Annotated in this window: 29 protein-coding genes; 16 read left to right on the forward strand and 13 right to left on the reverse strand. The window is 70.7% G+C overall.

Translation table 11 applies throughout. The features are described 5' to 3' along the window. Nucleotides 1-151 precede the first annotated feature (151 nt). The 5 genes from BLQ43_RS00910 to BLQ43_RS00930 are packed head-to-tail and all read right to left on the reverse strand — an operon-like array spanning nt 152 to nt 7,384. On the reverse strand, nt 152-664 hold the full coding sequence (locus BLQ43_RS00910; RefSeq protein ID WP_090018237.1) for a TspO/MBR family protein: 513 nt from the start codon (nt 662-664) through the stop codon (nt 152-154). Next, on the reverse strand, nt 661-2,742 hold the full coding sequence (locus tag BLQ43_RS00915) for a hypothetical protein (protein WP_090018238.1): 2,082 nt from the start codon (nt 2,740-2,742) through the stop codon (nt 661-663). Before BLQ43_RS00915 ends, BLQ43_RS00910 begins: the two co-directional genes overlap by 4 nt. Continuing rightward, nucleotides 2,739-5,489 (reverse strand): DUF4159 domain-containing protein, encoded by a 2,751-nt coding sequence (locus BLQ43_RS00920; RefSeq protein WP_090018239.1) that lies wholly within the window; start codon nt 5,487-5,489, stop codon nt 2,739-2,741. Before BLQ43_RS00920 ends, BLQ43_RS00915 begins: the two co-directional genes overlap by 4 nt. Before the next feature lie 6 nt (nt 5,490-5,495). Beyond that, nucleotides 5,496-6,380, reverse strand: coding sequence for a DUF58 domain-containing protein (locus BLQ43_RS00925; protein WP_090018240.1), 885 nt, complete (start codon nt 6,378-6,380; stop codon nt 5,496-5,498). Beyond that, nucleotides 6,377-7,384, reverse strand: coding sequence for an AAA family ATPase (locus BLQ43_RS00930; RefSeq protein WP_437123462.1), 1,008 nt, complete (start codon nt 7,382-7,384; stop codon nt 6,377-6,379). The genes BLQ43_RS00925 and BLQ43_RS00930 overlap by 4 nt, the downstream gene beginning before the upstream one ends. A gap of 72 nt (nt 7,385-7,456) precedes the next feature. On the opposite strand from BLQ43_RS00930, the gene BLQ43_RS00935 reads away from it, so the two are divergent. From BLQ43_RS00935 to BLQ43_RS00950, 4 genes are read left to right on the forward strand one after another with little or no spacing between them, the layout of a single operon-like run. Beyond that, nucleotides 7,457-7,999 (forward strand): DUF1285 domain-containing protein, encoded by a 543-nt coding sequence (locus BLQ43_RS00935; RefSeq protein ID WP_176758451.1) that lies wholly within the window; start codon nt 7,457-7,459, stop codon nt 7,997-7,999. After that, the gene (locus tag BLQ43_RS00940; protein ID WP_090018243.1) at nt 7,960-8,628 is read left to right on the forward strand and encodes a CoA pyrophosphatase; all 669 of its coding nucleotides are present in this window, start codon (nt 7,960-7,962) and stop codon (nt 8,626-8,628) included. The genes BLQ43_RS00935 and BLQ43_RS00940 overlap by 40 nt, the downstream gene beginning before the upstream one ends. A gap of 20 nt (nt 8,629-8,648) precedes the next feature. After that, complete coding sequence (locus BLQ43_RS00945) at nt 8,649-8,975, forward strand: hypothetical protein (RefSeq protein ID WP_090018244.1); 327 nt, start codon at nt 8,649-8,651, stop codon at nt 8,973-8,975. A gap of 2 nt (nt 8,976-8,977) precedes the next feature. Further along, nucleotides 8,978-10,234 (forward strand): CCA tRNA nucleotidyltransferase, encoded by a 1,257-nt coding sequence (locus tag BLQ43_RS00950; protein WP_218119079.1) that lies wholly within the window; start codon nt 8,978-8,980, stop codon nt 10,232-10,234. A gap of 15 nt (nt 10,235-10,249) precedes the next feature. On the opposite strand, the gene hemF is transcribed toward BLQ43_RS00950, so the two are convergent. Continuing rightward, nucleotides 10,250-11,149: an oxygen-dependent coproporphyrinogen oxidase gene (gene hemF / locus BLQ43_RS00955; protein ID WP_090018245.1), complete on the reverse strand. Its 900-nt coding sequence runs from the start codon at nt 11,147-11,149 to the stop codon at nt 10,250-10,252. Beyond that, on the reverse strand, nt 11,146-11,619 hold the full coding sequence (locus tag BLQ43_RS00960; RefSeq protein ID WP_090018246.1) for a tRNA (cytidine(34)-2'-O)-methyltransferase: 474 nt from the start codon (nt 11,617-11,619) through the stop codon (nt 11,146-11,148). The genes hemF and BLQ43_RS00960 overlap by 4 nt, the downstream gene beginning before the upstream one ends. Before the next feature lie 198 nt (nt 11,620-11,817). On the opposite strand from BLQ43_RS00960, the gene petA reads away from it, so the two are divergent. The 7 genes from petA to BLQ43_RS00995 all read left to right on the forward strand — a co-directional run bounded on the left by petA (nt 11,818) and on the right by BLQ43_RS00995 (nt 17,760). Further along, entirely contained in the window at nt 11,818-12,378 is a 561-nt protein-coding gene (gene petA, locus BLQ43_RS00965; RefSeq protein WP_090018247.1) for a ubiquinol-cytochrome c reductase iron-sulfur subunit, read from the forward strand. 11 nt (nt 12,379-12,389) lie between these two features. After that, complete coding sequence (locus BLQ43_RS00970) at nt 12,390-13,655, forward strand: cytochrome b (RefSeq protein ID WP_090018248.1); 1,266 nt, start codon at nt 12,390-12,392, stop codon at nt 13,653-13,655. 2 nt (nt 13,656-13,657) lie between these two features. Further along, a complete protein-coding gene (locus BLQ43_RS00975; RefSeq protein WP_090018249.1) occupies nt 13,658-14,416 on the forward strand; it encodes a cytochrome c1 in 759 nt (252 codons plus the stop codon). Between the two features lie 100 nt (nt 14,417-14,516). Beyond that, on the forward strand, nt 14,517-15,398 hold the full coding sequence (locus BLQ43_RS00980; RefSeq protein ID WP_090018250.1) for an S-methyl-5'-thioadenosine phosphorylase: 882 nt from the start codon (nt 14,517-14,519) through the stop codon (nt 15,396-15,398). A 33-nt stretch (nt 15,399-15,431) separates the two neighbouring features. Continuing rightward, nucleotides 15,432-16,535 carry an S-methyl-5-thioribose-1-phosphate isomerase gene (mtnA, locus tag BLQ43_RS00985; protein ID WP_090018251.1) on the forward strand — a complete coding sequence of 368 codons (1,104 nt, stop codon included), beginning with the start codon at nt 15,432-15,434 and terminating at the stop codon, nt 16,533-16,535. Between the two features lie 112 nt (nt 16,536-16,647). Then, on the forward strand, nt 16,648-17,304 hold the full coding sequence (locus BLQ43_RS00990) for a class II aldolase/adducin family protein (RefSeq protein ID WP_090018252.1): 657 nt from the start codon (nt 16,648-16,650) through the stop codon (nt 17,302-17,304). 114 nt (nt 17,305-17,418) lie between these two features. Then, nucleotides 17,419-17,760, forward strand: a complete 342-nt coding sequence (locus BLQ43_RS00995) for a cupin domain-containing protein (RefSeq protein WP_090018253.1) — start codon at nt 17,419-17,421, stop codon at nt 17,758-17,760. 84 nt (nt 17,761-17,844) lie between these two features. Here BLQ43_RS00995 and BLQ43_RS14185 read toward each other — a convergent pair whose 3' ends face one another. Both BLQ43_RS14185 and BLQ43_RS01000 read right to left on the reverse strand, forming a co-directional pair. After that, nucleotides 17,845-18,678: a DUF7830 domain-containing protein gene (locus tag BLQ43_RS14185; protein ID WP_143006104.1), complete on the reverse strand. Its 834-nt coding sequence runs from the start codon at nt 18,676-18,678 to the stop codon at nt 17,845-17,847. 141 nt (nt 18,679-18,819) lie between these two features. Then, a complete protein-coding gene (locus tag BLQ43_RS01000; protein WP_090018254.1) occupies nt 18,820-19,059 on the reverse strand; it encodes a helix-turn-helix domain-containing protein in 240 nt (79 codons plus the stop codon). Nucleotides 19,060-19,183: 124 nt separating this feature from the next. On the opposite strand from BLQ43_RS01000, the gene BLQ43_RS01005 reads away from it, so the two are divergent. Both BLQ43_RS01005 and BLQ43_RS14190 read left to right on the forward strand, forming a co-directional pair. Then, entirely contained in the window at nt 19,184-19,636 is a 453-nt protein-coding gene (locus BLQ43_RS01005; RefSeq protein ID WP_090018255.1) for a hypothetical protein, read from the forward strand. A gap of 299 nt (nt 19,637-19,935) precedes the next feature. Beyond that, nucleotides 19,936-20,133: a hypothetical protein gene (locus BLQ43_RS14190; RefSeq protein ID WP_143006105.1), complete on the forward strand. Its 198-nt coding sequence runs from the start codon at nt 19,936-19,938 to the stop codon at nt 20,131-20,133. Between the two features lie 199 nt (nt 20,134-20,332). Here the strand turns inward: BLQ43_RS14190 and BLQ43_RS01010 are convergent, their stop codons facing one another. From BLQ43_RS01010 to BLQ43_RS01025, 4 genes are all read right to left on the reverse strand, one after another. Further along, nucleotides 20,333-20,971, reverse strand: a complete 639-nt coding sequence (locus BLQ43_RS01010; protein WP_176758452.1) for a tetratricopeptide repeat protein — start codon at nt 20,969-20,971, stop codon at nt 20,333-20,335. A 58-nt stretch (nt 20,972-21,029) separates the two neighbouring features. Further along, complete coding sequence (locus BLQ43_RS01015) at nt 21,030-21,320, reverse strand: hypothetical protein (protein WP_143006106.1); 291 nt, start codon at nt 21,318-21,320, stop codon at nt 21,030-21,032. Between the two features lie 102 nt (nt 21,321-21,422). Beyond that, the gene (locus BLQ43_RS01020) at nt 21,423-22,415 is read right to left on the reverse strand and encodes an MDR family oxidoreductase (RefSeq protein ID WP_090018258.1); all 993 of its coding nucleotides are present in this window, start codon (nt 22,413-22,415) and stop codon (nt 21,423-21,425) included. Between the two features lie 45 nt (nt 22,416-22,460). Further along, a complete protein-coding gene (locus BLQ43_RS01025) occupies nt 22,461-23,762 on the reverse strand; it encodes a YihY family inner membrane protein (RefSeq protein ID WP_090018259.1) in 1,302 nt (433 codons plus the stop codon). A 148-nt stretch (nt 23,763-23,910) separates the two neighbouring features. On the opposite strand from BLQ43_RS01025, the gene fabI reads away from it, so the two are divergent. The 3 genes from fabI (at nt 23,911) to BLQ43_RS01040 (ending at nt 26,669) form a co-directional block, all read left to right on the forward strand. Next, a complete protein-coding gene (gene fabI / locus BLQ43_RS01030; RefSeq protein ID WP_090018260.1) occupies nt 23,911-24,756 on the forward strand; it encodes an enoyl-ACP reductase FabI in 846 nt (281 codons plus the stop codon). Between the two features lies 1 nt (nt 24,757). Next, nucleotides 24,758-25,852 carry a chorismate synthase gene (gene aroC, locus BLQ43_RS01035; RefSeq protein WP_090018261.1) on the forward strand — a complete coding sequence of 365 codons (1,095 nt, stop codon included), beginning with the start codon at nt 24,758-24,760 and terminating at the stop codon, nt 25,850-25,852. 85 nt (nt 25,853-25,937) lie between these two features. Next, a complete protein-coding gene (locus tag BLQ43_RS01040) occupies nt 25,938-26,669 on the forward strand; it encodes a substrate-binding periplasmic protein (protein ID WP_176758453.1) in 732 nt (243 codons plus the stop codon). Nucleotides 26,670-26,684 lie beyond the last annotated feature (15 nt).

The following is a 26,684-nucleotide window of genomic DNA, read 5'->3' on the forward strand; positions in this document are numbered from 1 at the left end:
GGGCGTCGAACGCGTCAGCGGTCTATACGCGCGCTCAGTGCGCGGCACCGACGGGCAGCTCCGATTTATCGGCAGCGTCTTGTTCGGGTTCTTTCTCCCCAGGGGAGAAAGACAGAATGAGGCCATGCCTGCCGCGGTTTGAGCCAAGGCGTTACGCCGCCAACTGAACGATCCCGCCGTTGAGCGTGGCGGCGTAGAGCACCCAGAGCTGGTAGGGCACCAGCAGCCACGCCGCCGTGCGCGAAACGCGCGAGAACGCGACGATCGTGGCCGCGATCGCCAGGGCCAGCGCCAGGATCACGACGAACCCGCCCGCGATCCAGCCGAAACCGAAGAAGACGTAGGACCACGCCGCGTTCAGCGCCAGCTGGACGCCGAAGATCGCCAGCGGCCAGTGCGACAGGCGCGGCGCCGCCCGCCAGGCCAGCCACGCCGCGACCGCCATGAGCACGTAGAGGATCGTCCACACGATCGGAAAGGCGATGTCCGGCGGCGTCCACGCCGGCTTCGGCAGGGCCTGGTACCAGCCCTCGACGGCCGGGCGCGTCACCACGCTGGCCGACCACTCCACGCCCACGCAGATCGCCAGGAAGAGCAGCAGCACCCCGGCCTGCACGGCCGCGCCGGGGCGCGCGGGGGCGGTTTGCGTCGCGGTCGCGGTCATCGTCCCTCCCGGTACCAGGCGGCCAGCATCAGCGCCGCCAGCAGGATCAGCGCGGCGGCGGCCGGAAGCAAGGGCACCTGGCTGGCGCCCGTCACGCGGTGGGCGCCGTTCGCCAGCACGCCCAGCCAGCCCGGCCCGCTGCGCGAGCGATCGGGGTCGACCTTGCGCACACGCGGCACGCCGTCATCCGCCAGAACCGCCACGCCGCCGCCGGTCACCTCGATGAGGGGGCGCAAGGGCTCGGCGCTCGGGCGCACGTCGCGGTATTCCAGCGGGCTCGGTGCGCCCACGGCGGCCATGGCGGTGTGCTCGCCCGCTTCGGCCTCGTGGATGCCGACCTCGTCGATGGGCACGCGCGCGCCGTAGCGGCCGGGGCGTGTGCGGTCCAGCGCCACCGAGCGCGTCTCGCCGCCGGGCGTGCGCAGCGTGACGGTCGGGCTTTCCAGGCGCTCCAGCGTGCGCCGAGTCACCGCGAGCGCGTCGCCGTCCCGGCGCACACGCAGATCCTCGGCTTCCAGCGCGGGTTCGTTCATCAGCCAGTGCGCCACCCGCCGCATCAGCGGCTGCTGCGGCCCGCCGCCGTCGTAGCCGCGCGCCCACAGCCAGATCTGGTCGGACAGCAGCTGTGCAACGCGCCCTTCGCCCTGATCTTTCAGGACGAGCAACGGCTGGCCGTCGGGGCGCTGCATGAGGGTGTTGCCGCTGGCCGTTCGGGTGGGGATGGAGCGGAACCAGCGCCCCCACGTCTTGGCGCCGTCGGTGCCGCTGCCGGGCAGGTCCGCCGTCACCGGGTGGCGCGCGCCGGTGTCGGTCACCGCCGGCACGAAGGCCGACTCCTGCACCTGCCCGCTGGGCTCGGCCGGCAGCACGGCCCGCAGGGGCGTGCGGTAGAGCGAGCCGTTGCCGGCGAAGCTCGCCCCGCTCGCCACCAGCAGCGCGCCGCCCTGGCGCACGTAGTCGGCCACGTTGCGCAGGTAGAGGCTCGGCAGCACGCCGCGCCACGTGTAGCGGTCGAAGACGATGAGATCGAATTCCTCGATCTTCTCCTGGAACAGTTCGCGCGTGGGGAAGGCGATCAGCGACAGCTCGTTGATGGGCGTCGCGCGCTGCTTGCTCGGCGGGCGCAGAATGGTGAAGTGCACCAGATCCACCGAGGGATCGGCCTTAAGCAGCCGGCGCCAGGCGCGCTCGCCCGCATGCGGCATGCCGGAGACGAGCAGCACGCGCAGGCGGTCGCGCACGCCGTTGACCGTGACCGCGGCGCGGTTGTTCATGCGCGTCAGCTCGGCGGGGCCGTCGGCCACCTGCATGGCGACGACGATGCGCCCGCGCCGGTGCACCGGAACCTTCACCCGCGCGTCCTGGCCGACGGGGATCTGCACCGTCTGCTCCGAGCCGTCGCCGCGCCGGAAGGTGAGGCGCGCGCGCTGCGGCCCGTTTTCGACGCCCAGGTCCTCGACGCGCACCGTCATCTCCACGGATTCCCCGACGATGCCGTAGCTCGGCGCGTCCTTCACCAGCAGGCGCCGGTCGCCGGCCGCCGGATCGCCCGTCTGCACGAGGTGGACGGGCGCATCCACACCCAGGGCCTCGACGCGCTGGGGCACGTCGTGAACCCGGCCGTCCCCGACCACGAAGATCCCGCCCAGGCGGCTGCGCGGCACCGTCCGCAGCGCGCGTTCGATGTCGGCGATGAGCGTCGTGCCGTCGGTGGGCGGGCCGGTCTCGGGCGCCCCGCCGCGCACCACCTGGGTCTCGGTGTTGTCCAGCCCGTCCAGCCGCGTCTTGAGGGCGTCGACGGTCTCGCGCGTCCGCGCCCGCCGGTCGCCGACGCCCTGGCTCGCGCTCTCGTCCACGGCGATCAGGGCAATGTCGGCCAGCGGATCGCGCTCTTCCTGCACCAGGGTCGGGTTCGCCAGCACGCCCAGGCCCCCGACCACCGCCAGCGCACGCCAGCCCCAGCCGCGCGCCCGCCGCCAGGCCGCCAGCGCCAGGATCAGCGCCGCCGCGACCGCGAGCGCGATCAGCACCCACGCGGGGACGAGCGGCGACCAGGTGACGGCGACGGTCGCGTTCATTGGCCCAGCCGCTCCAGGATCGCGGGGACGTGCACCTGATCCGCCTTGTAGGTGCCGGTGAGCGCGTACATCACGAGGTTCACCCCCACGCGGTAGGCCATTTCGCGCTGGCGCGCACCGCCGGGTGCGACGGCGTGCAGGTGGTTGCCCTGCTCATCCACGGCCCAGGCGCCGGCCCAGTCGTTGGCGCCGATGATGACCGAGGCGACCTCGTCGCCCGTTCGGCCCGTGTCCTCCACCCAGACCTCGCCGCCGGTCGTGCGGCCGGGGAAGGTTTCCAGCAGGTAGAAGGTCTTGGTCAGCACGTGATCCGCGCCCACGGGCTGGAGCGGCGGGATGGGCACCTCGGCCGTCAGGCGCTGAAGCGCCCGGCTGGCAGGCGAGCCGTCGCCGAAGGCCTCGCCGGCGCCCGGCGCGCGCAGGTCGATGACGAGCGTGCCGCCGCTGCGCAGGAATCGCGTCAGGTTTTCCGCGGCGCGGGCGGACAGCGCCGGCTGGTCCGGCGTGATCGCCCAGTACAGCATGGGGAAGACCTCGAGCGGGTCGCTCGCCGGGTCGGCGGCCATGGGATCGGCGGGCTCCACCGAGGTGCGGCGCGTGAGTACCCCGGAGAGCGCCGCCAGCCCCGCGCGGGTCGTGCGATCGACGCTGGTGACTCCGGTTTCGAGATAGGCCAGCCGCGTCGACAGTGCCGCCTTGCGCGCGAAGGCTTCACTGCCGTCGGTCTGCGCCCGCACCTCCGGGGCCAGCGCCAGGGCCGGGAGCACGACCGCGAGCGCGACCACGGCCGTGGCCATACGCCGTCCGCGCAAGAGCCCGCGCAGCGCCAGGGCGATCAGCACGTCGACGAGCCACAGCCCCAGCGCCGCCGCCAACAGCCACGGCCCGATGCGGGTCTCCGGCCGGCCGTCCGGCCCCTGCACGACCACGCCGCGCGGCAACTCGGTCAGCCGCGTCAGCTCCGCGACCCGCGGGCCCAGGTTGTGCGCGCGCCGCTCGCCGCCGCGTCCGTACAGGCCCGGCGGATGCGCGGGGCTGATCGGCGGGCTTGCGTCCGGATCGGCGGGCAGGGCGCGCGCGGCGCCGCCGGCCGGGACGAGTTCGCCGAAGCCGTCGAGCAGCTGTGCTGGGGGCAGCGGCCGCTCGGCCGTGCTTCCCAGGCCGGCGCCGAGCTGTGTCAGCCGCCGCAGGATGCGCACGTAGGTTCCCGACAGCGGCAGATCGGACCACGACGCGTCGGCCGTGGTATGGACCAGCACCACCCAGCCGTCCCCGCGCCGCGCGCCCGTGACCAGCGGCGTGCCGTCCCCGAGCCGCGCCCAGGTGCGCGCGTCCAGCTCCGGCCCCGGCTGGGCGAGCACCTGCTTGTGCACGCGCACCTCCCCGGGCACCGGCAGGCCCGCCAGCGGGCCGGCGTCCGGGAAGGCGCCGATGCGTGCCGGTTCCTCCCAGCTCATGGCGCCGCCCAGGGCGCGCCCGCCGCGCCGCAGCGCCACCGGCAGCAGCGGCGATCCCGCCTCGCGCATGGCCTGGCCCTCGGCGAGCGCCGCCGCCATGCGTGGCCCGGCGAAGCGCACCAGCACGCCGCCGCCGCGCACCCAGTTTTCCAGCGTGCCGCGCCGCGCCTGCGGGATGCGGCCGCGGTCCGGCAGCATCAGCACGCTGAGCTCGCGGTCCATGAGATCGCCCACGGGCCCGCGCGCGATTTCGGCGAAGGGGCTCACGGCGCGGGCGAGGTAGTAGCCGGGCGACAGCAGCGGGCGGCCCTCCTCCCCGGTCTGGGCAAGCCCCACGCGCCGGCGCGTCCAGCGCCCGTCGAGCAGCGCCACGGCCCCGGGGTGCGACGCCTCGGCGATGCGGACACGGGCCACCCGGTTGCGCAGCGTCAGGGGCATGTCGAAGGCGGCCGAGGTTGCCATCTCGCCCTCGGCGAAGGTGGCCGTCGCGGTGCCGATGACGCGGCCCTCAGCGTCGGCGGCGTGGACGGTGCGCGTTTGCGCCGGCCCGGCGTCGGCGCGGCGCAGGCGAACCGTCAGCTCGGGCGTCGCGGGGTCGGGCGGCAGCACGACCTGCGCCGTGTTCCGCGCCGCCGGCTGCACCACGGTCAGCCGGCCCAGGCGTTGCAGGCGGCGGGCCAGCGGCTCGGCCCCCGACGCGGCGAGGCCGTCGTTGAACCACACCGCGGCGGCGGAGCCGTTGACGTCCATGCCGTCCACGGCTTCGGCGGCCGCCTCCAGATCGCGCGGCCAGGGCTGCGGGGTCAGGGCGTTCACGCGCTCGCGCGCGGCGTCCACGGTGAGCGGGCGCGTCGGTTCGGGGCCGCCGTTCGGGCGGTCCGGGGCGGTGGTCATCAGGACCACGCGCTTGTCGGCCCGCGCGGCGCGGTCCAGCCACGCCTGCATGCTGCGCTGCGTCTGTGTCCAGGTGGCCCCGGCGGCCCAGCCGTCGTCCACGACCATCACCAGGGGGCCGCTGCCGGGGATCGTCGCGGCCGGATGAACGACCGGCCCCGCCAGCCCGGTGATGAGCAGCGCGGCGATCAGCAGGCGCAGCGCCAGCAGCCACCAGGGCGTGCGCGCCGCCGTTTCCTCGCGCGGCGTCAGCCCCAGAAGCAGGCGCACGGCGGGAAAGCGCACGCGCTGCGCGGCGGGCGGCGTGGCGCGCAGCAGCCACCACAGCGCGGGCAGGACGGCCAGCGCCACGAGCACCCAGGGATTGGCGAAGGCGAATGCGCCCAGGCTCCACATGCCGCTCTACCGTCCCGGTCGCGCCTGCAGCGCGGTGTGCAGCGCCAGCAGGGCGGTTTCGGGCGGGCGGTCGGTGCGGTGGCGCGTGAACTGCCAGCCCACGCGCTGGGCCGCCGCCGTCAGCCCGTCGCGGTGCGCCGCCATACGCGTGTCGTAGGCCGCCCGCAGCGTCTCCGCGCGCGGGGCGAGCCAGCTGCCCTCGCCCTCCAGCCCCTGGAAGCGCACGCGCCCCCGGTAGGGCAGGTCCTCCTCCGCCGGGTCCAGCACCTGCACGAGGTGGCCGCCCACCGCGCGCCCGGCGAAGGCGCGCACGCGCTCCAGCACCGCTTCGGGCTCGGCCAGGAAGTCGCCCACCAGGACCACCTGGCCGTAGCGGGGCACGCCGCCCGGCTCCGGCAGGTCGTCCGTGGCGCCGCCGCGCTCCAGCATCAGCGCCATGCGCGCCAGCGTGCCCTGGTCGGCGCTGGGCGCCGCGCCCGTTCCCAGCAGGCTGACGCGTTCGCCGGCGCGGATCATCAGGCTCATCAGGGCGAGAACCAGCAGCTCGGCGCGCTCGCGTTTGGTCGGCAGGGTCTCGCGCGAGCGCCAGGCCATCGACGGCGAGCCGTCGCGCCACAGCCACACCGACTGCGCCGCCTCCCACTCCGTCTGGCGCACGAACAGCCGGTCGCTGCGCGCCGAGCGGCGCCAGTCGATGCTCGCCGCCGGGTCGCCGGCGGTGTATTCGCGGTACTGCCAGAAGGTTTCGCCCGGTCCCACACGGCGGCGGCCGTGCACGCCCTGCGCCACGGTCGCGGCCACGCGCTCGGCCGCCAGCAGCAGCGGCGGCAGGCCGGTTGCCGCGCGCTCGGCGCGCTGGCGCGGGGTTCGGGGCGGGCCGGCGTCCCTCATTGCAGCGGCTGGGTCAGCGCCGCGATGACGTCGTCCACGCTGCCGCCCTCGGCGCGCGCGGCGAAGGTGAGCGCCATGCGGTGCCGCAGCACGGGCGGCGCCAGCGCCACCACGTCGTCGATCGAGGGCGCGGCACGTCCCTCCATCAGCGCCCGGGCGCGCACCCCCAGCATGAGCGCCTGGCTGGCGCGCGGGCCGGGGCCCCAGGCGACCTGCTCACGCACGATCTCCAGTTCGGTGGTTTCCGGCCGCCCCGCGCGCACGAGGTCGAGGATCGCCCGCACCACCTGATCGCCCACGGGCACGCGGCGCACCAGCCGCTGCGCCTGGATGAGCTGCGTGGGCGTCATCACCGGTTCGGGCGCCTCCTCGTCCGGCCCGGTGGTGGCGAGCAGCATGCGCCGCTCGGCCTCGCGGTCCGGGTAGCCGACGTCGATCTCCATGAAGAAGCGGTCGAGCTGCGCCTCGGGCAGCGGGTAGGTGCCCTCCTGTTCCAGCGGGTTCTGCGTGGCGAGCACGTGGAAAGGCTCGGGCAGCGGATGGGCGTGCCCGCCCACGGTGACGCTGTGCTCCTGCATGGCCTGCAGCAGGGCCGACTGCGTGCGCGGGCTGGCGCGGTTGATCTCGTCCGCCATGAGGAGCTGCGCGAACACCGGCCCCGGCACGAAGCGGAAGGAGCGGTGGCCGTGCTCGTCCTCCTCCAGCACCTCGGAGCCCAGGATGTCGGCCGGCATGAGGTCGGGTGTGCACTGCACACGCCGGTCGTCCATGTCGAAGACCGTGCCAAGCGTGTGCACGAGCCGGGTTTTCGCCAGCCCCGGCACGCCGATGAAAAGCCCGTGTCCGCTGCACAGCAGCGTGATCAGGGTTTGATCCACGACGGCTTCCTGCCCGAAAATCACCCGGGCAACGGCCTGACGCGCGGCCTTGAGGCGCTCGCCCAGCGCCTCAACTTCCCGGGTGAAGGCGGCGGTGTCTGCGGGAGCATCCGGCGGGGAAGCCACGGGCGCCGTCTCCTTGCTGGTCACGGAAGGCAGGAACGCATGCAGGTCCCTGGTCGAAGGCAGAGAATAAGCGTGCGCGCCCCGGCTGACGAGGGGGCTGCCGCGAGCAACCGCGAGGGGGTTCCGTCGCCCGCCAGCCTCATCGGGACGGGCGAAATCTACATCGCGCGCGACGGAACCTGGTACCATGAAGGCCGGCCGTTCAAACGAACGGACCTGGCGCGGCTCTTCTCGACGATCCTGCGCCGCGAGGCCGACGGCACCTACTGGCTGAAGACGCCGGTGGAGACGGTGCGCGTGCACGTGGAAGACGCGCCCTTCGTCGTGCAGGAGCTGCAGCGCGAAGACCGCGAGGGCACGCAGGTGCTGAGCTTCCGCACCAACTTCGGCGACTGGGTGGAGGCCGGACCCGATCACCCGCTGCGCATCGAGGTGGACGCGGAAACCGGCGAACCCGGTCCCTACCTGCGGGTGAAGGACGGGCTGGACGCGCTGCTGGCGCGCTCGGTCTTCTACCAGCTGGTGGAACTGGCGGAGCCGGCCACGGACGCGGCCGGCAACGAGGTGTACGGCGTATGGAGCCACGGCGTGTTTTATCAGCTGGGAACGGCCTGACGGCCGCCAACGGCATCTCGCCGCAGGCCGTGGCCGCGTGCCTTCGCGCGCGCGGGCAGCTGAGCGCGCGCCGGCGCGGGGACGACGACCTGAACCCCGGCCTGCTGGACGGGCTCGCCGCGGCGCGGGACGCCGCCGTGCTGGTGCCGCTGATCTGCCGGCCGGTCGGACTCCACGTCCTGCTCACCCGGCGCACGGGCCACCTGACGGCGCACGCGGGCCAGATCGCGTTTCCCGGCGGGCGCGTGGACCCGGACGACCGCGACTGCGTCACCACGGCCCTGCGCGAGGCCCGGGAGGAGGTGGCGCTCGACCCCGCGGCGGTGGAGGTCGCCGGCTTCCTCGACCCCTACATCACGCGCAGCGGCTACCGTGTGCGCCCGGTCGTGGGGCTGGTGCGCCCCGACGCCCATGTGCGCGCCAACCCGGACGAGGTGGCCGAGATCTTCGAGGTGCCGCTGGCGGTCTTCACCGAGCCCGGCACGCGGCGCACCATGGCGCACCCCGAGGCCGGTGCGCAGCGCCGCTACCACGAGTTCCCCTACGGCCCCCACCGCATCTGGGGCGCCACCGCGGGGATGCTGGTGAACCTGGCCGAGATCCTGGCCGCCGCCGACCCCGGCGCCTAACCCCGCGTTCGCGAGCCGTCATGCTCCGCAAGTTCCTCACCATCGGCCTGCCGCTGGCGCTGCCCGTGCTGCTCTACATGCTGCACGTGTTCATCGCGCGCCGGCGCGGGCGCATGGCCCGGGCGCCGACGGTGCAGGAATCGCCGTGGCCGTGGTTGCTCGGCAGCGGCGTGGTCCTGATGGCGGCGGCGCTGATCGGCTGGCGACTCGTCTTCGGCGAGGGCGCGGACCCGGGCCAGGTGATCCGCTCGCCCCAGTACGAGGACGGCGAACTCAAGCCCGGCGGCATCGAGGAAGGCGAGACGGGCGGCAAGCCCGGCGGCGAGTCGGGGGCGCCGGTTCAGTGAGCGTGAGCGCGATCCCGCTTCAGCCCTGGATGACGGCCGCGGCCACGCGCGCGGTGCTGGATGCGCTGGAGGCGGACGGGCGGGCCGTGCGCTTCGTCGGCGGCTGCGTGCGCGACGCCGTCCTGGGTCGGCCCGTGAACGACGTCGACATCGCCACGCCGGACGCGCCCGAAACCGTCATGGAGCTGCTGCGGCGCGCGGGCATCAAGGTCGTGCCCACGGGCATCGACCACGGCACGGTGACGGCGGTGGTCGACGGCGCGCACTTCGAGATCACCACGCTGCGCCGCGACGTGGAAACCCACGGCCGCCGCGCCACGGTCGCCTTCACCGACGACTGGACCGCGGACGCCGCCCGGCGCGATTTCACGATCAACGCCATGTCGTGCGCGCCCGACGGGACGCTCTTCGATCCCTTCGGCGGCTACGACGACCTCATGGCCGGGCGCGTGGTCTTCGTCGGCAACCCCGACCGGCGCATCCGGGAAGACTACCTGCGCCTGTTGCGCTTCTTCCGCTTCCACGCGCGCTACGGCCGGGGTGCGCCCGACGCGCTCGGGCTGCACGCCGCGACAGTCTACGCGCGCCGGCTCGCCGATCTCTCCGGCGAGCGCATCCGCGACGAGCTGCTCAAGCTGCTGTTGACGCCTCGCGCCGCCGCGACCGTGACGGTCATGACGGCCCACTGCATCCTCGACGCGGTGCTGCCCGAGGCGACGCGCGCGGACCGCCTGCGGGCGCTGATCGCGCGGGAAGGGGCGAGCGGTGTTTCTGGGGGCCGCCTGCGGCGGCTGGCCGCCCTGCTGGCGACGGATGCGGCCGGTGCCGAAACGGCGGCGGAGCGCCTGCGTCTGTCGCGCCGCGAGCGCAAGCGGCTGACCGAACTGGTCGAGCCGCCCGTGCCCGCCGCCGCCGACATGCCGGGCCGCGAGCTGCGTGCGGCGCTCTACCGGCGCGGGGCGGACGAGGTGCGCGATCTCGTGCTGCTGGACGCAGCGGATCGTGACGTGGCCAGTACTGGCCCGGCGCAGGCCGCCCTGCGCGATGCCCTGGCCGCGATCGATGCCTGGGAACCGCGCAAGCTGCCGGTCACGGGCGCGGACGCGAAGGCGGCGGGGGTGCCGCCCGGCCCGCGTGTGGGCGAGGTGATGCGCTGGGTCGAGGCGTGGTGGCTCGACCACGACATGACGCCCGACCGCGATGCCTGCCTGGCGAAGCTGCAGGAGGTGGCGGCCACGGACCGGGCGGCTGAACAGTAGGCGCGCGACGGCGGGTCAGGGCCAACTCGCCAGCGGGGGCAGGGACATGAGCACGGCGTCGGGGTTGCCGCCGGTCTGCAGGCCGAAGCGCGTGCCCCGGTCGTAGACGAGGTTGAACTCCGTGTAGCGCCCGCGCCGGAAGAGCTGATACGCGCGCTCCTTCTCGGTCCAGGGCGTGAACATGTGCCGGCGCACGAGGCGCGGGAAGATGTCCAGAAACGTCAGGCCGACGTCCCGGGTGAAGGCGAAGTCGGCTTCCCAGTCGCCGCTGTCCAGGTAATCGTAGAAGATGCCGCCGATGCCGCGCGGCTCACCGCGGTGCTTGTTGTAGAAGTAGTCGTCGGCCCAGGCGGCGTAGCGGTCGTAATAGTCGTCGCCGTGCGTGTCGCAGGTTTCCTTGAGCGCGGCGTGGAAGTCGCGCGTGTCGGGCTCGTGCGCGACGATGGGGTTGAGGTCCGCGCCCCCGCCGAACCAGTGCTTGCCGGTGACGATGTGGCGCGTGTTCATGTGCGCGGGCGGGACGTGGGGCGAGCGCGGGTGCGCCACCAGCGACAGCCCGCACGCCCAGAAACCGCTGGTCGCCTCGGTGCCCGGGATCTCCTGGGCGAAATTCTCGCTGAAGTGGCCGGCGACCGTGGAGACGTTGACGCCCACTTTTTCGAAGACGCGGCCGTGCATCACCGCCATCAGCCCGCCGCCCGGATCCGCGACGCTGGAATCGTCGCGCTGCCAGGGCGTGTACTGGAAGCGGCCCGCGGGCGTGTAGGCGAGGCGGGCGGCGTTGATGCCCACCAGCTCGTCCTCGATGCGCTCGAATTCCCCGCACAGGCGGTCGCGCAGCTCGGTGAACCAGGCCTCGGCGCGCTGCTTGCGCTGCTCGACGACGGAGTCGGGGGCGGGCGACTCGCTGCTCACGGGGCCTCCGGTGTCGATGGGGCGGCAGGAAAGGCGTCGGTCTGGCGCAGGGCCTCACCCGCGACCATCGCCGCGGCCACGGCCACGTTCAAGGACCGCATGCCGGCGGCGATGGGAATCCGCACCCCGGCGTCGGCGGCGTGGCGCACGGACTCGGGCAGGCCCGTGCTTTCCGGGCCCAGCAGCAGGGTGTCGCCGGGCTGGAAGGCGAAGGCCAGGTGGCTGGTGGCGGCGTGCGGGCTCACGGCGATCAGCCGCCCCGTGCGCGCGGTTTGAAAAGCCGTCCACGAGGCGTGCGTGGTCAGGCTCGCGCGCGCCGCGTAATCCAGCCCCGCGCGGCGCAGGCGCGCGTCGGACAGCGCGAAGCCGCACGGCTCGACGATGTCCACGCCCAGGCTCAGGCACGCTCCCAGGCGCAGGATGGTGCCGGCGTTCTGGGGAATGTCGGGCTGGTAGAGGGCGAGGCGCATTGTGCGATCGGCCGCGCTGAGATACCGGAGTCCGGCGCTTTGCGTCCCCGCGCAATTTCTTCTATACCCTTGCGCCAACGCAAACCGGGCGGACCTGCGCGCTGGTGTCGCATGGCCGCGGCCGGTTTTGAAACAGACGTTACGGATGCGGCTGTATATCGCAGCGGCACGCGATCGACGGGGCAGGAGAGGAACACCATGGCTGACGCGGCGAACGCCGGCGGTGGCGGCAGCGGCGAAGGCGGCGGTCAGAGCCGGCGCGATTTCTTGTATCTCGCTTCGGGTGCGATGGGCGCCGTTGGCGTCGCCACCGTGGCCTGGCCCTTTATCGATTACATGAATCCGTCCGACGCGGTGATGGCGCTGGCCTCCATCGAGGTCGACATCTCCGGCGTTCAGGAGGGGATGGCCATCAAGGTGATGTGGCGCGGCAAGCCCGTCTTCATCCGTCACCGCACCCAGGAATCGATCGAGGCCGCGCGAGAGGTCGATCCCGAGGCGCTGCCCGACCCGGCGAGCGACGAGTCCCGCGTGAACAAGCCGGAATGGCTGGTCGTCGTGGGCGTGTGCACGCACCTGGGCTGCATTCCGCTGGGCAACTCGCCCGGCGAACCGCGCGGTGAGTACGGTGGCTGGTTCTGCCCCTGCCACGGGTCGCACTACGACACCGCGGGCCGCATCCGGAAGGGACCGGCGCCCGAGAACCTGCCCGTGCCGCCGCACTCCTTCGTCAACGATACAACAATCAAGATCGGGTGAGGGGCGCCCCGATGAGCAGCGACAGCACGTTTCACACCGACAGCCGCCTGATCGCGTGGGTCGATCACCGGCTGCCGATTTTCTCGTTCGTGCACGAGCACCTGCGCGCGTACCCGGCGCCGCGCAACCTCAACTACATGTGGAACTTCGGGTCCCTGGCCGGGATCTCGCTGGTGATCATGATCGTCACCGGCATCTTCCTCGCCATGCACTATACCGCCTCGGCGGAGGAAGCGTTCAGTTCCGTCGAGCGGATCATGCGCGACGTCCAGTACGGCTGGTTGATCCGCTACATCCACATGAACATGGCCTCGTTCTTCTTCATCGTGGTCTACATCCACATCTTCCGCGGGCTGTACTACGGCTCCTACAAGCCTCCGCGCGAGGTGCTGTGGCTGCTGGGCATCGTCATCCTGCTGCTGATGATGGCCACGGCCTTCATGGGCTACACGCTGCCCTGGGGCCAGATGAGCTACTGGGGCGCGACGGTCATCACGAACCTGTTTTCCGCCATCCCGCTGGTGGGCGACGAGATCGTGGTGTGGCTGCGCGGCGGCTTTTCCGTGGGCGAGCCCACGCTGAACCGCTTCTTCGCGCTGCACTACCTGCTGCCCTTCCTGATCGTGGGTGTGGTCGTCCTGCACATCTGGGCGCTGCACCGCTTCGGCTCGAACAACCCGCTTGGCATCGACGCCAAGGGGCCGCAGGACAAGATCCCGTTCCACCCCTACTACACCATCAAGGACATGTTCGGGCTGGGCGTGTTCCTGTCCATCTTCGCGATGGTGGTGTTCTTCGCGCCCAACTACCTGGGGCACCCGGACAACTACATCCCGGCCGATCCGCTGGCGACGCCGAGCCACATCGTGCCGGAGTGGTACTTCCTGCCGTTCTACGCCATCCTGCGCTCCATCCCGGACAAGCTCATGGGCGTGGTGGCGATGTTCGGCTCCATTCTGGTGCTGGCGGCGCTGCCGTGGCTGGACCGCTCGCCCGTGCGCAGCGCGCGCTTCCGGCCGATCTACAAGCAGTTCTTCGTGCTGCTGGTGATCGACGTGCTGGTGCTGGGCTGGGTCGGCGCCAAGCCGGCGGAAGGCATCTACGTGGTGATCGCCCGCATCGCGACGGTCTACTACTTCCTGCACTTCCTCGTGATCCTGCCGCTGCTGGGCAAGTTCGAGACACCCAAGGCGCGGCCGCAGAGCATCTCGGAACCGGTCCTCAAGGGCGGCGGTCACGCCGCGACGGCCACGGCGAAGCCCATGGAGAAGGCGTAACCATGAAGAAGCTCCTGTCCGCCGCGAGTGTCGCGCTCCTCGCGCTGGCCGCCGGCGTCCCGGCGCAGGCGGCCGGTGAGGGCAAGATCGCCGACCACGAGTTCGGGTTCGAGGGCATCTTCGGCACGATCGACCGTGCCGCCGCCCAGCGCGGGCTGCAGGTCTACAACGAGGTCTGCGCGCAGTGTCACTCGCTCAAGCGGGTGGCCTTCCGCAGCCTGAAGGATCTGGGCTACACCGAGGAGCAGGTCGAGGGCATCGCCGCGCAGTACAAGGTCACGGACGGGCCGAACGACCAGGGTGAGATGTACGAGCGCACGGCCGAGCCCAAGGACTTCTTCCCCGAGCCCTTCAAGAACGACAAGGCGGCGGCGGCCGTCTACGGTGTCGCACCGCCGGACCTGTCGCTGATGACGCAGGCGCGCCCGGACGGCGCCAACTACCTCTACGCCCTGCTGACGGGCTACGAGGAGGCGCCCGAGGACTTCGATCTGCCGCAGGGCGCCTACTATAACACCGCGTTCCCCGGCCACGCCATCAAGATGCCGGCCCCGCTGTCCGACGGGCAGGTGAACTACCAGGACGGCACCGAGGCCACGGTGGCGCAGATGGCCCACGACGTGACCGTCTTCCTCCACTGGGCCGCCGAGCCGCACATGGAGGAGCGCAAGCGCATGGGGATCGGCGTGGTGCTCTTCCTCCTGGTGTTCACGGGCGTCCTCTACGCCACCAAGCGCAAGATCTGGCGCGACCTTCACTGAGTCGGGTGTCCGAGGTCGTCGGCCACGGCGCGGGCCGGTTCCCGAACGGGGGCCGGCCCGCCGTCGTTTCGGCGATGCCAACGCGAACGGGAGCGAAGCCATGAGTGAGCCCGGAACCCCGCCGGTCGTCGGCGTCATCGGCGGCAGCGGCGTCTACGACATCGAGGGCCTGACCAACCCGCGGTGGGAAACGGTGGAGACGCCCTTCGGCCCGCCGTCGGACGCGCTGCTGTGCGGCGAGATTGAGGGCCAGCCCGTCGTTTTCCTGCCGCGCCACGGCCGCGGGCATCAGGTGCCGCCGAACCGCCTGAACTTCCGCGCCAACATCGATGCGCTCAAGCAGCTCGGCGTCACCGAGGTTCTGTCGCTCTCCGCGGTGGGCTCGCTGCGCGAGGACCTGGAGCCCGGCACCTTCGTCCTGGCGGATCAGTTCATCGACCGCACCGTGGGCCGCGAGCGCAGCTTCTTCGACACCGGGCTGGTCGCCCACGTCTCGGCCGCCGATCCGACCTGCACGCGCGTGATGGGCGTGCTGGAGGATGCGGCCAAGGCCGAGCACATCCCGATCAGCCACGGCGGCACCTATCTCGTGATGGAGGGACCGCAGTTCTCCTCGCGTGCCGAGAGCTTCCTCTACCGCTCCTGGGGCTGCGACCTCGTGGGCATGACCAACATGCCCGAGGCCAAGCTCGCCCGCGAGGCGGAGCTCTGCTACGCAACCGTGGCGATGGTGACCGACTACGACTGCTGGCACGACGAGCACGGCAACGTCTCGGTGGAGCAGGTGATCAAGGTGCTCACCGAGAACGCCGAGAAGGCGCGCCGGCTGGTGGCGCGCGCGGTGCCCGCGCTGGCCGGGCGGACGCGGGCGTGCGCGGCGGGCTGCAACACCGCGCTCGACACCGCGGTCGTCACCAAGCCCGAGGCGCGCGATCCGGCCATGATCGACCGCCTCAAGACAGTCGCGGGCCGGGTGCTGTAGGCTCGCGCCCGGAGCAAACGCGCGGAGGCGGCCATGCGCGTGGACGGCACGGCCTATCGCACCATCTGGCCCGCCGCTGACGGGCCGGCGGTCGAGATCATCGACCAGACGAAGCTGCCGCACAGCTTCGAAACACTGCGGCTGACCGGCCTGGACGACGCGGCGCACGCCATCACGGCGATGCAGGTGCGCGGCGCGCCGCTGATCGGCGCCACGGCGGCGTACGGGCTGTGGCTGGCGCTGCGTGTGGACCCGTCCGACGTCAGCCTGAACCGCGCGTGCGAGACGCTCATCGCCACGCGGCCGACGGCCGTGAACCTGTGCTGGGCGGTCGAGGCCGTGCGCGCCGCCGTCGCCGGGTTGCCGCCGGGCGAGCGTGCCGACGCCGCCTTCGCCAAGGCCGGCGAGATCTGCGACGCCGACGTGGCCATGAACCGCGCCATCGGCGAACACGGCCTGGCGCTTTTCCGCGAGCTGCACGCGGCCAAGGGCGGCGGCCCGCTCAACGTGCTCACCCACTGCAACGCGGGCTGGCTGGCAACGGTCGACTGGGGCACGGCGCTGGCGCCGATCTACATGGCGCACGACGCCGGGCTGCCGGTCCACGTGTGGGTGGACGAAACGCGCCCGCGCAACCAGGGCGCGGCGCTCACGGCCTGGGAGCTGGGCCGCCACGGCGTGCCCCACACCGTCATTGCCGACAACGCGGGCGGGCTGTTGATGCGCCAGGGGCGGGTGGACCTCTGCATCACCGGCACGGACCGCGTCACCGCGCGCGGCGATGTGGCGAACAAGATCGGCACCTACCTGAAGGCGCTGGCGGCGCGGGCCAACGGCGTGCCCTTCCACGTGGCCCTGCCGGGGCCGACGATCGACTGGTCGCTGAGCGACGGCGACGCCATTCCGATCGAAGAGCGTGCCGGGCGCGAGGTCAGCCACATCCCCGGCCGGACGGACGACGGCGAGATTCGGGATGTGCGCATCACCCCGCCCGACAGCCCCGTGGCGAACCCCGCCTTCGACGTCACGCCGGCCGAGTTGGTGGATGGCTTCGTGACCGAGCGCGGGCGCTGTTCGGCGAGCGCCGAGGGGCTGGCGGCCCTCTACCCCGAGCACGCGAGCGCGGCGGCGGAATGATGCCGGTGGAAGGCAAGCTCGCGGCACGGCGGGTTGGTCCTCTCCCCGCTTTGCGGGGAGAGACAGAGAGGGGCCGTGCGCGGCTGGATCGCCGTGCCGGTGTGAGGCTGTGATGCGCGACGCCGCGCTGCGCCAGCAGGTCTGCAACACCGCGCGCCAGCTCAACGCCCAGGGGCTGAACCAGGGCACCTCGGGCAACGTCAGCGCGCGCGGTTCGGGCGACAGCCTCTACGTCACGCCCTCCGCGCTGCCCTACGACCGGCTGACCGCCGCCGACGTCGTGGAAATGGATGTCCACGGGCGCTGGCACTGTCCCAACTCGCCGCGCAAGCCGACGACGGAATGGCGCATCCACCGCGACGTGCTGGCGGCGCGCCCGGAGACGCACGCGGTCGTGCACGCGCATTCGCCGTGGGCGACGGCGCTGTCGTGCCTGCGCCGCGACATCCCGCCGTTTCACTACATGGTCGCCGTCGCCGGCGGGCGCGACATCCGCTGCGCCGGCTACGCCACCTTCGGCACGCAGGCGCTGTCCGACGCCGCGATGGCCGCGCTGGACGGGCGCGACGCCTGCCTGCTGGCGAACCACGGCATCCTGGCGCTGGGCAAAACGCTGCCCAAGGCGCTCGCGCTGGCGGTGGAGGTGGAAACCCTCGCCGCGCAGTACATGCGCGCGCTCCAGGTCGGCGAGCCCGTGCTGCTCTCCGACGCCGAGATGGCCGAGGTGTTCGAGCAGTTCCGCGACTACGGCTCGGTGGCGGCGACGTAAGGGATGGCCTCATTCTGTCTTTCTCCTGAAGGAGAAAGGACCCTGCCGAGATTCCGCTGATACCTGCCCAATTCGCCGTCAGTGATGCTCACCGAGCAACGCGTATGAGAGGCCATGACCGAGCGCTCCGGCAACATCTACGCGAACATCCCGGCAGCGGCGACGGACGAGGTGTTCGAAGACCTCGTCCGCACCGAGGGCGCGCGCTTCGAGCGCATCGTCTCCACGGGGCAGGCGACGCCCGAGGGCGAATGGTACGATCAGGGCTGGGACGAGTTCGTCATCCTCCTGGCCGGGGAGGCCGGCTTGGCGTTCGAGGCGACGGGCCAAACCCACACGCTCACGCCCGGCGCCTGGCACGTCATCCCCGCCCACTGCCGCCACCGCGTGGCCTGGACCAGCCACAACTCGCCGGCCGTGTGGCTGGCGGTGCATCTCGGTCCCGCGACCGGGTAGGGTGGCTAGGCCACAGGCCCGTCTTCGGTGCCGCGCCGCAACGGCAAACCGGAATATTCATAATTTGATCGTATATATAATATCTTAACTTCGCCAATTGCTACGAAGTGCAAGCTTATCAAGCTTTATATCTATGTAGTTTTGGAAATTCGGTGACGGTAGTTTTTGCGGAAAGCAGTCTATATCAGCACAAAATTCACGTGAGCTTACGGTATTTTGTTCTGTTAGCATTGCATTGGGATCGTCATCTAGGCTGATTCTGTGTATTCGTTCCACGTAATTTCGGTCGATCCAGAGTTGGCCGTTTTGGTTTTTCCTAACGCTTTGGGAGTTTGGAACAAAGCGATAGGTATAAGCCCGATCCGGCGCCTGTTCTAAATTGTAATTGTAGTCTATTGCTCTAACTCGCCTAGGGAATTCAGTCTGTATAAGCAATAAAAATGGAATTTTAGACGGGTTGAGGTCCTTCAGATACCAAAAATTTCTTTCTTGTGCCACACGGATTATCTGGTCAAAATCATTTAAGTTAAAATACGGAACGAAAGTGTAGAAAACAGATAGATATTCAATTCTGCTGTTTTTGAATTGCTCTAAGTTGCGTTGCGCCTCTTCATCATTCGCATGGTCTGATTCTAATGGGATATAGGGTCGTTCATGTTGCTCTTTCAGTGGGCAGTATGCGGAATTCCTCTTGTGAGCGAAATGCCCGCGCCGTTCAGTGCCAACAGCGCGAACGTCTAGTGGTTGCTTACATACCACACACACTGGCGCATGACCGGAGAAACCACTATCGGTGCTCCCTGGTCCGAATAACTCATGATACTCTTCAGGGGTGACAGTCTTGCCGGTTTCAAGAATTGCTTCTCTCATAATATAAGACCTCAATAGTATTACATCGGAGAGGTACAGATACACCATATGTTTCTCGTGTCAAGAGCGTCTTGACGTGACCGCACGTAGTGCAGCGTCGTGGTGGGCAGACAAATCACCGGTTGGCGCTACGGCACATTGCCTGCCGGCGAGTGCGCCCTGCGGCGCAAGGGCGTTATCGTGCCGTGCTCACGATGACGACTGGTTCGATTTCGGCAGCCGCACGCCGGGCGCGTCGCCGTTTGTGAATTCCACGCCGTGCGCCTCGAATGCCTGTTGGATCACGGTCAGTGTACTTGGGTGTGCCTCCTGGCGACCGCTCTCGAAATGGCGGACGGTGTCTTTGGAGACACGTGCCATGCGAGCGAGTTGGGGTTGCGTCCATTTCAGGAGCCCGCGGGCGGCGCGGCACTGTTCCGGCGTGATCATGCATTGGGCGATAGGCCGGGAGCGTCACGGCGTCAACGGAGCACGCCCCCGAACTCTCGTTGGGTTTGACATAGAGCTATGCGGCCGTTGGGGTGCGGTCACGCAATGCGTGCGAGGAGGTAATATGCGTGACCAAGATGTGCGGCTGTTGCTGAAGCTGGCGTCGCAGGCCCTCGCGGCCGGCGCGGCGGCGTTGGGCCGGGAGCCGAATCGCGCGGGCCGGAATCCGAACGACGAGCGGCTGTTCGCGCTGGAGCACACGCACGCGCAGTATCAGACCGAGCTGGACGCGTGGTTCGCCGAGCACGGCACCGCCACGGAGGCGATGGAAAGCCTGTTGCACCGGCAGTTCGCCGTGCTGGAGGCCATGCAGGCCATCCCCGCCGACACGCTCGCCGGCGCCGCCGCCAAGGCCCGCGTCACCACCATCCACCGCAAGGATCTCCTGCGCGACAACGACGCACCAAGCGACCTGCAAGCCGACGCGCTGGATGCGCTGGTCGAGGCGTACGGCGCGTCGGAAGCCGCTGTGGACGCGGGTGTGCAGGGGATCGAGGCAGGACGCGATCCGTCCTGATACCAGCGGCTGTAGAGGTGTATTGATTCTGGTATATGGCCTCATTCTGTCTTTCTCCTAAAAGGAGAAAGGACCAACCCGCCTATTCCGCAGCTTCCTACGGATATGAAGCGGCTCAAACTCCGTACTCATCATTTTATCTCCATGTCCACTGGTAATAGATCGCGGGGCGGTCGCACTGGGCGGGATCACCGCGTCGGGGCGCGGTGATGACGTGTGGATGGGTGTATCGCCGTGAATGGGCAACACGCCTCCCGAGCCGTCATTGCCCGCTGACCACCGGATCGGGGTCCGGTGGCATGAGCGGGCAATCTCGCCCGGCCCGGGTCTTCCCCGGAAAATTCGGGGCGCTCGCACTGGGTGAAGTCACCGGCTCGGTGGCCGGTGACGACGAGGCAGGGTATATCGTGGCGAGTGCGGCGGCAGCCTTGAAAACCGTCTCCATCCACCGCAACCATTCCCAAGCCTGTGGAAAACTCTGGGGAAAAGCCGTGTAGCTTGTGGATGAGCGCGGGTTTCACGCGGTCGCCCTACCACCTTCGGTCGCGGTGGAACGGCGGATCGGTTCACGGGCCGGCGCACCTCTCGATGGGTGTGGGGCGGTCGTGAACGCGGCGCGCTGGATGCCCGGATCGGGGTCCGGGCATGACGCCGGGGCATGATTTGGCGTTCGCGGGCGGCCGCGTGTCGGCCGGTCTAAACGCCGTCCTTGCCGAGGGTTCGAGCCTCCCGCCGCGCGGCGGTGCGTTGTTCATCGGACAGCGTTTTCGCCACGCGCCGGGCCGCCTGGGCCGCGCCGGGCACGCCCGTGTCGGCGGCGTGCAGGAGCATCGCCAGGCCGGTCACGCGGTCCTGTGGCACCCCGGCGCCGCGCACGTGGAGCAGGCCCAGGCTCATCCAGCCGGCGGCGACGCCCCGCTCGGCGGCCTTGCGGTACAGCTCGGCGGCGCGCGCGGGATCGGCTTCGCCGGCGATGCCGCGCTCGACCAGGACACCCAGGTTATAGGTCGCTTTCGGCAGCTCCTGGTCGGCCGCCGCGTCGTACCAGCGCGCCGCCTTGGCCAGGTCCACCGCGCCCAGCGTGCCGCCCTGATAAAGCTGCCCCAGGCGGAATTGCGCGCGGGCATGCCCCGCCTTCGCCGCGCGCCGGTACCACTCGGCCGCTCGCGCGGGATCGCGCTCGACCACCTCGCCGGTCTGGTACAGCCGGCCCAGGCGGTACATCGCGCGCGGCTCGTCGTGCTCGGCCAGGGCGCGGTACCAGCTCAGCCCCATGCGCTGGTCCCAGGGCAGATTGTCCCAGAGGGGATTGCGGGCGTGGGTGCCCCCCGCCACCACGCATGCGGCGAGCGCGAGACCCACGGCCCAAAACGGCATCGTCCGGCCCATGGCGTCAGCGCGCCGGCTGGCCGTGGTAAAGCGAGCCCATGAGGCGGTTGTCGTGCTCGGGGCCGAGCGGCGCCCGGTAGCAGGTGCGCGTCCCCGCCGGGCCGTAGCCGTAGCTGCTGTAGCAATAGACGTTCAGCACGTCGCGCTGGTCGACGCGTTCGGGCTGTGGCACGCCCACCGCCTTTTCGATGCCGGTTTCCATTTCCTTGGCGACGTGGTCGCAGCTCGTCAGCAACCCCGCCATGAGCACGGCGGCGACGGCGCGTCCTGCCGCCGCTCGCGTGGGGTGTCGCATCGGCGCCTCCTTGCGGCCGTGGGGCCCGAGCAGGCTCGCAAGAAACGTGCCGCCCGGTTGCGTGTGCACAATACCCGCCGCGCCGCCATCGCGAACAGGGGGTCAGCGCGTCGGGTCGATGACGGTGCGCCCGCGCACCTGGCCCTGGAGGATGCGGCCGGCTTCCTCGGGCACTTCGCTGAGGCCGATCTCGTGGCTCAGCTCGTCCAGCGTGCGCATGGACATCTCGTGGCTCAGGCGCTTCCACGCCGTTACGCGGCGGGCGTAGGGGCACATCACGGAATCGATGCCCAGCAGGTTCACGCCACGCAGCAGGAAGGGCATGACCGTGGTGTTCAGCTCGGCGCCGCCAGCCAGGCCCACCGAGGCCACGCTGCCGCCGTAGACGAGCTGCGACAGCACGCGCGCCAGGATGGAGCCGCCGACGGCGTCCACGCAGGCGCCCCAGCGCTGGGTCTCCAGCGGCTTGGCCTTGCCCTCGGCCAGTTCCGAGCGGTCGACGATCTGGCTGGCGCCCAGCCCGCGCAGGTAGTCGTGCACCTCGGCGCGGCCGGTGAGCGCCGCCACCTCGTAGCCCAGGCCCGACAACACGCTGGTGGCGATCGAGCCCACACCGCCGGCGGCGCCCGTCACCAGCACCGGCTCGGCCTGGTCGGGGTGCATGCCGTGGTCTTCCAGCTTCATGACCGCCAGCATGGCCGTCAGCCCGGCGGTGCCGAGCGCCATGGCGCGCCAGGGCGTCAGGTTCTCCGGCAGCGGCACCAGCCAGTCGCCCTTCACCCGCGCGGTGTCGGCGAAGCCGCCCCAATAGCGCTCGCCCACGCCCCAGCCGGTGCAGATCACGCGGTCGCCGGGGCTGTAGCCGGGGTGTTGGCTGTCCACGACCTCGCCGGCGAAGTCGATGCCGGGCACGTGGGGGTACTGCTTCACCAGCTTGCCCAGGCCCTTCACGACCATGCCGTCCTTGTAGTTCAGCGTGGAGGCCTCCACCCGGACCGTCACCTCGCCGTCGGGCAGACGATCCTTCAGGTCGTCCTCGCTCAGCTCCGCGAAACGCGGCTGATCGCCGTCGTCCAGCACCAGGGCGCGAACCATCGTGGGCCTCCTCGCTCGTCGTCGTTGGTGTGCGCTGCCACCCTATCAGGCTGGCGCCGTCTGTGCCCGTTCCGTCAGCATGTCCTCCAGGCTGCGCGCGGTCTGGGGCGCGCTGGCGCCGGTCAGCTCCGCCATGGCAACCGACACCTCGGTGGGCCAGCCGCCGCCCGGCTCCAGGGTGACGTCCAGCGCGGCCATCAGGTCCGCCAGCGTCACCGTGGCCAGATCGCGGCCCAGCACCCAGCGTCCGGTCTGCGTGCGCGCCACACAGCCCGCCTGGCGCAACGGCTTGAGGACGCCGTCCACTTCCGCAGGGGTGGCGGGCAGGCCGCGCACCAGCTCGCGGCGGCGCAGGTGGTGGCCGTCCGTCATGCCCGCGCGCAGCCGGCTGAGCAGGGCGAGGCCGAGCGCCAGCCGCGCTCCGGCGGAAACGCGCGTGCGCCCGCGCGCCCGGGCGGCGCGCCACTCCGGCAGCGCGGCCGCGACCTCCGCGCCCAGCAGCACGGCGCACCACGACAGGAAGAGCCACACCAGGAAGATCGGCAGCGTGGAGAAGGCGCCGTAGATCGCCTCGTAGGACGGGAAGTTCGCCAGATAGACGCCGAAGCCGAAGGTCGCCAACTCGAACAGCCCCGAGCCCACGAGCCCGCCGACGGCTGCGTGCAGGGGGTGAACCCCGCGGTTGGGCACGACGAAGTAGATCACGCCCAGCCCGACCGCGAGCAGCAGGGTGGACAGCGCCCGCGCCAGGGCCGCCGAGCCGCCGAAGGCCTCGCCGCCGCCAAGCGCGCCGAAGGCCGCGCTGGACAGCGAGAGCGACGCGCCCAGGAGCAGCGGGCCCAGGGTCAGCAGCGCCCAGTACACCAACAGGCGCATCGCCCACGGGCGCGCTTCCGACACGCGCCAGATGGCGTTGAACGCCCCGTTGATGTTGGACAGCAGCAGGATCGCCGTCACCGCCAGCCCGAGCACGCCGGGCCCGGTCATCTTGCCGGCGCGGTCGATGAAATCGGCCATCCACTCGGCGATCCGGTCGCCCGTGCCGGGCAGGGTTTCTCGGAACAACGTGTCCAGCGCGGTCTCGCGCACGCCCTCGAAGGCGGGGAAGGCGGACACCATCGCCAGCGCGATCGCCAGCAAGGGCACCAGCGCCAGCAGCGAGGCGTAGGTGAGCCCGGAGGCGAGGCGGAAACCGTCGTCCCGGTGAAAGCGCAGCGCGGTGTAGGTCGCGAAGCTGCTCACGCGCAGCGCCACCACGGTCGCGCGCCGGCGCACGTGCAGCCGGCGCCACAGCTCGCGCGGGCCGCCGGACCAAGCGCGCTTCGCGGGGGCTTGATGACCCGTCATGCCACCCGTGCTACACGCCGCGCGCGGCCGGGCGCAACGGCGCCGGCGCGCTGTGTCGGACCGGGGGGGGCGCGGCGTTTGATGCCGCCACCGCGTCGTGTAGGATGCCGCGACCCGCGCGGGGCGGGCTGATACGAGTGAGGTATGGATGTCGCAGCAGGCTCAACTGATGCAGGGAAAGCGCGGCCTCGTCATGGGGGTCGCCAACGATCGCTCGATCGCCTGGGGGATCGCCAAGCGCCTGCACGAACAGGGCGCGCGGATCGGCCTGACCTACCAGGGCGATGCCATGCTCAAGCGTGTGCGCCCGCTGGCGGAGAAGGTGGACGCCGAGATCCTCCAGCCCTGCGACGTGGCCGATGACGACTCGCTCGACGCCGCCTTCGAGGCCGTGCGCGAGCAGTGGGGCAGCATCGACTTCCTCGTCCATGCCATCGCCTACGCCGACCGCGACGAGCTGAAGGACGAGTACGTCCACACCTCCCGCGAGGGCTTCCTGCGCAGCCTGGAGATCTCCTGCTACTCCTTCACCGCCGCCGCGCAGCGCGCCGTGCCGCTGATGAACGAGGGCGGCAGCATGCTGACGCTGACCTACTACGGCGCCGAGCGCGTCATGCCCCACTACAACGTGATGGGCGTGGCCAAGGCGGCGCTGGAATCCTCCGTGCGCTACATGGCGCAGGACCTGGGCGATCAGGGCATCCGCGTGAACGCCGTCTCCGCCGGCCCCATCCGCACGCTCGCCGCCAGCGGCATCGGCGACTTCCGCTACATCCTCAAGTGGAACGAGCTGAACTCGCCGCTTCGGCGCAACGTCACCCAGGACCAGGTGGGCAATTCCGCCGTCTACTTGCTCAGCGACCTGTCCAGCGCCGTGACGGGCGAGGTGCACCACGTCGATTCCGGCTATCACACCGTGGGCATGATGGCCGTCGATGCGGCGCCGCAGCTCGCCGAGCTGCTGGAAAACCTCAAGAGCGAGCCCAATCCCTGACATGCCCGGCAACGCCTTCGGTCAGGCCTTCACCTTCACGACCTGGGGCGAAAGCCACGGGCCGGCGATCGGCTGCGTTGTCGACGGCGTGCCGCCGCGCATCCCGCTGACGCAAGCGGACATCCAGCAGCATCTGGACCGGCGCAAGCCCGGACAGTCGCGCCACACCACGCAAAGGCGCGAGGCCGACGCGGTCCGTATTCTGTCCGGCGTGTTCGAGGGCTACACGACGGGCACGCCCATCGCGCTGATGATCGAGAACGCCGACCAGCGCGGCAAGGACTACACGGCCATCAAGGACAAGTTCCGCCCGGGCCACGCCGATTACACCTACTGGGCTAAGTACGGCATCCGCGACCACCGGGGCGGCGGCCGCGCCTCCGCGCGCGAGACGGCGATGCGCGTCGCCGCCGGCGCGGTGGCGCGCAAGGTGCTGGCCCATGTGCTCGGCCATGAGCCCGCGATCCGGGCGGCCGTCGTCCAGCTCGGCCCCAACGGCGTCGACCGCGCGGCGTGGGACTGGGAGCAGGTGGATCGAAACCCCTTCTTCTGTCCCGATCCGAACGCGGTGTCGGCCTGGGAATCCTTCCTCGACGGCGTGCGCAAGCAGGGCAGCTCCGCGGGCGCGGTGATCGAGGTCGTGGGCGAGGGCATCCCCGCCGGGCTGGGCGAGCCCGTCTACGACAAGATCGACGCCGACCTCGCCAAGGCGATGATGAGCATCAACGCCGTGAAGGGCGTGGAGATCGGCAACGGCTTCGCCGCCGCCGGCACGCCGGGGGAGGACAACGCCGACGCCATGCGCATGGACGGCGACACCCCCGTCTTCCAGGGCAACAACAACGGCGGGACGCTGGGCGGCCTGACGTCCGGCCAGCCGCTCGTGGCGCGCTTCGCCGTGAAGCCCACGTCCTCGATCCGCATCCCGCGCGAGAGCGTCGACACCCACGGCGAGGAGGTCGAGGTCGCCACGCACGGCCGCCACGACCCCTGCGTGGGCATCCGCGCCGTGCCGGTGGGCGAGGCCATGATGGCGCTGGTCCTGGCCGACCACCTGCTGCGCCACCGGGCGCAGACGGGTGCTTCCCCCGCCTGATCGGCGCGGCCTTCTTGCAAGGGTTGTCTCCCCGCCGCGAAAACTTCAATTTCGGTTGAGTTGCACGCCAGCCGGGATGGGAATCGTGAAAAGGCTGCTTGCCGGTCTTCTTGTGGCTGTGGCCGTGGCTCACGCCGCGCCCGCGGGCGCCGGTCCACCGAGAATAACGGTCTATGCCGGCGATTTCGCGCCTTACGTGTCCCGCGGCGAGCCCGGCCCGCGCGGCGTGATGGTGGATCTGCTGCGCGCGATCGCCGCGCGGGCGGAGGTTCGCTTCGACATCCGGATCGTTCCGTGGTCGCGGGCGCAGCATCTCGTCGGCAACGCCGGCGAGAAGGCCATGATCATCCCGCTGACGCGCAGCGAGGCGCGGGAAGACACCTACGACTGGGTTGTGCCGCTGCTCTCCGATCCGCTGGCGCTCGTCGGCCGCGACCCGCAGATCGCCGGCATGGACCTGGCCGATGCCCGCGACCTCTTCGTCGCCGTTCAGGCGAACAGCCCCAATGCCATGATCCTGCTGAAAGAGGGGTTCCGGAATTTCCAGACGGTCACACAGGAAAGCTCGGCTGCCCGCCTGCTCAAGCTGAACCGCGTGGATGCCTGGTTCGCCCGGCCGATGGTCGCACGCGCGGAATACGCCGGGGTGGGCGGCGATCCGGACACGCTCGTGGTCGGGCCGGCCCGCGAAACGCCGCCCATGTACCTCGGGGCGGCAAAGGACACCTTTCCACGGGACATTTTGAACCGCATTCGCGACGCCTTCGCGGTGCTGCGCGAGTCCGGGCGGCACGCCGAGATCATCAAGGGCTATTGAACCGCCTCTTGCAGC

The sequence above is a fragment of the Limimonas halophila genome (assembly GCF_900100655.1).
Classification (GTDB): domain Bacteria; phylum Pseudomonadota; class Alphaproteobacteria; order Kiloniellales; family Rhodovibrionaceae; genus Limimonas; species Limimonas halophila.

Bases quoted from the DNA above. Each gene is read 5' to 3' on its own strand.
- fabI (WP_090018260.1), top strand. From the start codon at position 23,911: ATGTCGCAGCAGGCTCAACTGATGCAGGGAAAGCGCGGCCTCGTCATG.
- BLQ43_RS01005 (WP_090018255.1), top strand. From the start codon at position 19,184: ATGCGTGACCAAGATGTGCGGCTGTTGCTGAAGCTGGCGTCGCAGGCC.
- petA (WP_090018247.1), top strand. From the start codon at position 11,818: ATGGCTGACGCGGCGAACGCCGGCGGTGGCGGCAGCGGCGAAGGCGGC.
- BLQ43_RS00910 (WP_090018237.1), bottom strand. From the start codon at position 664: ATGACCGCGACCGCGACGCAAACCGCCCCCGCGCGCCCCGGCGCGGCC.
- BLQ43_RS00970 (WP_090018248.1), top strand. From the start codon at position 12,390: ATGAGCAGCGACAGCACGTTTCACACCGACAGCCGCCTGATCGCGTGG.
- BLQ43_RS00940 (WP_090018243.1), top strand. From the start codon at position 7,960: ATGGAGCCACGGCGTGTTTTATCAGCTGGGAACGGCCTGACGGCCGCC.
- BLQ43_RS00980 (WP_090018250.1), top strand. From the start codon at position 14,517: ATGAGTGAGCCCGGAACCCCGCCGGTCGTCGGCGTCATCGGCGGCAGC.
- BLQ43_RS00915 (WP_090018238.1), bottom strand. From the start codon at position 2,742: ATGAACGCGACCGTCGCCGTCACCTGGTCGCCGCTCGTCCCCGCGTGG.
- BLQ43_RS01025 (WP_090018259.1), bottom strand. From the start codon at position 23,762: ATGACGGGTCATCAAGCCCCCGCGAAGCGCGCTTGGTCCGGCGGCCCG.
- aroC (WP_090018261.1), top strand. From the start codon at position 24,758: ATGCCCGGCAACGCCTTCGGTCAGGCCTTCACCTTCACGACCTGGGGC.
- BLQ43_RS01000 (WP_090018254.1), bottom strand. From the start codon at position 19,059: ATGATCACGCCGGAACAGTGCCGCGCCGCCCGCGGGCTCCTGAAATGG.
- BLQ43_RS01015 (WP_143006106.1), bottom strand. From the start codon at position 21,320: ATGCGACACCCCACGCGAGCGGCGGCAGGACGCGCCGTCGCCGCCGTG.
- BLQ43_RS00960 (WP_090018246.1), bottom strand. From the start codon at position 11,619: ATGCGCCTCGCCCTCTACCAGCCCGACATTCCCCAGAACGCCGGCACC.
- BLQ43_RS14185 (WP_143006104.1), bottom strand. From the start codon at position 18,678: ATGGTGTATCTGTACCTCTCCGATGTAATACTATTGAGGTCTTATATT.
- BLQ43_RS00990 (WP_090018252.1), top strand. From the start codon at position 16,648: ATGCGCGACGCCGCGCTGCGCCAGCAGGTCTGCAACACCGCGCGCCAG.
- BLQ43_RS00975 (WP_090018249.1), top strand. From the start codon at position 13,658: ATGAAGAAGCTCCTGTCCGCCGCGAGTGTCGCGCTCCTCGCGCTGGCC.
- BLQ43_RS00920 (WP_090018239.1), bottom strand. From the start codon at position 5,489: ATGTGGAGCCTGGGCGCATTCGCCTTCGCCAATCCCTGGGTGCTCGTG.
- BLQ43_RS00945 (WP_090018244.1), top strand. From the start codon at position 8,649: ATGCTCCGCAAGTTCCTCACCATCGGCCTGCCGCTGGCGCTGCCCGTG.
- BLQ43_RS14190 (WP_143006105.1), top strand. From the start codon at position 19,936: ATGAGCGGGCAATCTCGCCCGGCCCGGGTCTTCCCCGGAAAATTCGGG.
- BLQ43_RS01020 (WP_090018258.1), bottom strand. From the start codon at position 22,415: ATGGTTCGCGCCCTGGTGCTGGACGACGGCGATCAGCCGCGTTTCGCG.
- mtnA (WP_090018251.1), top strand. From the start codon at position 15,432: ATGCGCGTGGACGGCACGGCCTATCGCACCATCTGGCCCGCCGCTGAC.
- BLQ43_RS00925 (WP_090018240.1), bottom strand. From the start codon at position 6,380: ATGAGGGACGCCGGCCCGCCCCGAACCCCGCGCCAGCGCGCCGAGCGC.
- BLQ43_RS00995 (WP_090018253.1), top strand. From the start codon at position 17,419: ATGACCGAGCGCTCCGGCAACATCTACGCGAACATCCCGGCAGCGGCG.